This window comes from Sinomonas sp. G460-2, from assembly GCF_047759905.1.
Classification (GTDB): domain Bacteria; phylum Actinomycetota; class Actinomycetes; order Actinomycetales; family Micrococcaceae; genus Sinomonas.
Map to the genome: position 1 here is coordinate 1 of NZ_JBKZWT010000347.1, position 3,650 is coordinate 3,650.

The 3,650-nt window shown below is 69.7% G+C and carries 4 protein-coding genes; 1 reads left to right on the forward strand and 3 read right to left on the reverse strand.

Features of this window, described 5'->3' with window-relative positions; genetic code table 11:
- The coding region (locus tag ACLN58_RS19475; RefSeq protein WP_415856890.1) for an amidase family protein at window positions 1-750 on the reverse strand (750 nt) is incomplete at its 3' end.
- Window positions 751-1,055: 305 nt separating this feature from the next.
- Between ACLN58_RS19475 and ACLN58_RS19480 the strand changes: the two genes are divergently transcribed.
- The gene (locus ACLN58_RS19480) at window positions 1,056-2,102 is read left to right on the forward strand and encodes an iron ABC transporter substrate-binding protein (protein WP_415856891.1); all 1,047 of its coding nucleotides are present in this window, start codon (window positions 1,056-1,058) and stop codon (window positions 2,100-2,102) included.
- Here the strand turns inward: ACLN58_RS19480 and ACLN58_RS19485 are convergent.
- Both ACLN58_RS19485 and ACLN58_RS19490 read right to left on the reverse strand, forming a co-directional pair.
- Window positions 2,099-3,067, reverse strand: a complete 969-nt coding sequence (locus tag ACLN58_RS19485; RefSeq protein WP_415856892.1) for an Lrp/AsnC family transcriptional regulator — start codon at window positions 3,065-3,067, stop codon at window positions 2,099-2,101. The two genes, ACLN58_RS19480 and ACLN58_RS19485, sit on opposite strands and share 4 nt — an antisense overlap.
- A gap of 17 nt (window positions 3,068-3,084) precedes the next feature.
- On the reverse strand, window positions 3,085-3,650 hold a 566-nt coding region (locus ACLN58_RS19490; protein WP_415856893.1), incomplete at its 5' end, for a zinc-binding dehydrogenase.

Consider the following 3,650-nt stretch of genomic DNA (forward strand, 5'->3'; position numbering starts at 1 on the left):
AAGGGCGGACGACGGCGGGAAGACCGAGAAGGGGTCGGCCGCGGCCGGGCCTGCCATCACCGAGAAGAGGAGCGCGGCGTCGGCTGCCGTGCGGCCCATGGGGCCGGCGACGCCAAGGGGGAAGAATGCGTTGGTGCCGTCCGTGTTGGGGACGCGGCCGGGCGTGGGGCGGAGCCCCACGACGTTGCAGAACGACGCCGGGTTGCGAAGCGAGCCGCCCATGTCGCTTCCGTCCGCGATCGGCTGGAAGCCGGAGGCGAGGGCGGCCGCTGCGCCGCCGCTGCTCCCGCCCGCCGACTTGTTCGGATCGTAGGGGTTGCGGGTCACGCCGAACACGCGGTTGAACGTGTGCGAGCCCGCCGCGTGTTCGGGGACGTTCGTCTTGCCGAGGCGGATCGCCCCGGCGTCGAGGATCCGCTGGACATGGAGGTCGTTCACCGCGGGAACGAAGTCCTTCGTGCGCGGGTGGCCGAACGTCGTGCGGAGGCCGGCCGTGAGGGCCGTGTCCTTGAAGGCGATCGGGAGGCCGTGGAGCGGGCCGATGGGCTCGCCCACCGCGAGCTTGCGGTCGGCCGCGGCCGCGGACTCGCGGGCACCCTCCTCGTCGAGGGTCACGATCGCGTTGACCAGAGGGTTGAGCCGGCGGATCTGGTCGAGGTGGGCTTCGAGCACCTCGACGGCCGAGATCTCCCGCGACCGCAGGAGCGTGGCTAGCTCGACCGCCCCGGTGTACACCAACTCGTTCGTCATGAGTCATCTTGCTTTCATTGAGATTCGATTTGAGTCATTCATAAGCTCTCAGTGGAGACAATGAACCACGATAGTGGCACGAATCACGTTTGGCTAGGGGCGAGGGTGGGGGTGGCTCGTGCCGACGTCGATCGCCTTGGATGCGCCACATTACGGAAGATGAACGTTCGCTAATTTCTCCTATGGGGGACTTGCGGTGTACGTTCCTCTTGCCGAGTAAGGCTTGCCTAAGCCCTGCTCCCGGGCCTCGCACCCCAACATTCTCTTTCCCCGCCCTCCCGCCCTACGCCCCGAAAGGCCCACCCATGCAGTACTGGAAGTCGTTGAGTGTCGTGAGTGCCGGAGCCATGGCAGCTCTCATGCTGGCCGGATGCTCCGGGGCCTCGACCCCGTCCGCATCGTCGTCGGACTCCGGTGACGCCGGAACGACCATCACGGTCTACAACGCCCAGCACGAGGAGCTGACCTCGGCCTGGGTCGCCGCGTTCACGAAGCAGACGGGCATCAAGGTGAACCTCCGCAACGGCGAGGACCCGGAGATGGCCAACCAGATCATCCAGGAGGGCAAGGCCTCGCCTGCAGACGTCTTCCTGACCGAGAACTCGCCCGGCATGGACCAGGTCGAGAACGCCCACCTGCTCGCCAAGCTCGACCAGTCAACGCTCGATCAGGTGCCGTCGAAGTACCGCCCCGCTGCGGGCGACTGGACGGGCATCGCGGCCCGCTCGACCGTCCTCGCCTACAACAAGACGAAGCTGACGGAGGCGCAGATGCCGAAGTCGCTCATGGACCTCGCCGACCCGTCGTGGAAGGACAAGATCGGCGCCTCGACCGGCGGGGCCGACTTCCAGGCGATCGTGAGCGCGCTGTTCCAGCTCAAGGGCAGCGACGCGACGCTCGCGTGGCTCAAGGGCATCAAGGGCAACGTCCACACGTATCAGGACGACACCCCCGTCCTCGCGGCCGTCAACAAGGGCGACATCGAGGCCGGGATCCTGTACCACTACTACTCGTTCGTAGACCAGGCAGACACCGGCGAGAACAGCAACAACGTGGCCCTGCACTACTTCAAGAACCAGGATCCGGGCGCGTTCGTCAGCGTCTCCGGCGGTGCAGTCCTCGCCTCGAGCAAGCACCAGGCCCAGGCGCAGAAGTTCATCGCGTTCATCACGTCGAAGGCGGGCCAGGAGGTCCTCGAGAACGGGAAGTCGTTCGAGTACACGGTCGGCTCCAACGTCCCGGCGAACGCGAAGCTCGTCCCGCTCTCCGACCTCCAGACGCCAACCGTCGATCCCGGGACCCTCAACGGCCCCCAGGTCAACGACCTCATGACGAAGGCTGGTCTCCTCTAGCGCCCAGGCATCCGCACGCCGCCGCGCTTGTACGCGTGCACCACGAGCGAGCTGCGCAACGCGAGCGCCCGCGCCGCCCACGGCGAGGACGTCACGAAGTCGCGCAGCTCGCTGAGGCTCGCGAGCGTGACGTTGACCATGAGCTGGAACTCGCCCATGGCCATGACCGCGTAGCGGACGCCGGGCTCGGCGGCGACGAGGCTGCCCACCTCGGCCACCTCGTTCGGCGCCGTGCGGATCCACACGACCGCCTCGATGGGCAGCCCGATGTCCGCGGGTTCGACGATCGCCCGGACGCTGAGGTTGCCCTCCTCGAAGAGGGAGGCGAGCCGGCGCCGCACGGCCGGGGCCGAGAGCTCGACGGCGTCACACAGCTCCGCCATGGGAACGCGGCCGTCCGCGACGAGCATGCGCACTAGGGCGGAATCGACGTCATCGAGCACGAGGCTCGCGCTCGGGCGCAGCTGCGGCGTCGGCACGTCGTGGAGCTCCTCGACCTCGCTCTGGGTGATCGGGCCCGGGTGCCACTCGGCGACCGTCCGGAAGTACTCCATGACGGGGGACGCGTCGACCTGGACCACGCCGTCGAGCGCGGGTAGCTCCTCGAGCACGAGGGTCGAGAGCCGCCCCGGGCGGGCCTGCACCTCCATGACGAGCCGCGTGGGGCCGGTCACGGCGTAGAGGAACGTCGCGTCCGGGTCCGCGGCGAGCGATTCGGCGATCGCGGCGAGCCGTGACGGCTCGCACTGGACCTCGACGACGTGTGTCGGTCCGAGCGTCACGAGCCCCGCGACGCGGACGGTGCCCGATTCGAGGAGCGCGAGCCCGCGGCGCGTGACCGTGCGGAACGGCTCGCCGAGCACGTCCGCGATGCGGCGCCACGAGGCGCGTCCGTTGACCTGGAGGGCGGCGACGATCCGCCGGTCCAGTTCGTCGAGTTCGCGCGGGGGCGCCGTCGTGACCACGTACCGATTATGCCGGGTCAGCCCTCGCCGACGAGGATCACGGCCTTGCCGCTCACGCGGCCCGCGGCGAGGTCGTCGAGCGCGGCCCCGGCCTCCGCCAGCCGGTAGGTTCGTGTGATGGCGGGACGCAGGCTACCCTCGCCGACCGCCGCAGCGAGGGCCGCGAGGTCCGTGCGGTTCGTGCGGCCGAACATGCCGCCCATGTGCTGGCCCACAAACGGGGTGAGGAGCAGGGCCCGGAGCTGCCGGTCGAGCCCGCCCGTGAGCGGCCCGCCCGCCTCGCCACCGACGATCACGAGCCGGCCGCGCGGGGCCAGAGCCCGGCGGAGCACCGCGAGGGGCCGGTTCCCCGCGATGTCGAGCACCACGTCGTACCGCCCTCCCCGCGCGTCGATCTCCTCGGTCCGGTAGTCGATGACGTCCCGCGCGCCGAGGGCCATGACGAAGTCGCGCTTCGCGCCGCTCGCCACCCCGGTGACGTCTGCGCCCGCGGCCACAGCGAGCTGGACCGCGAACGATCCCACGCCGCCGGACGCCCCGATTACGAGGACGCGCTCGCCCGAGACCACACGAGCCACGTCCG

Excerpts from the sequence above, each read along its gene's own strand:
- ACLN58_RS19480 (WP_415856891.1), top strand. The coding sequence starts at position 1,056 with ATGCAGTACTGGAAGTCGTTGAGTGTCGTGAGTGCCGGAGCCATGGCA.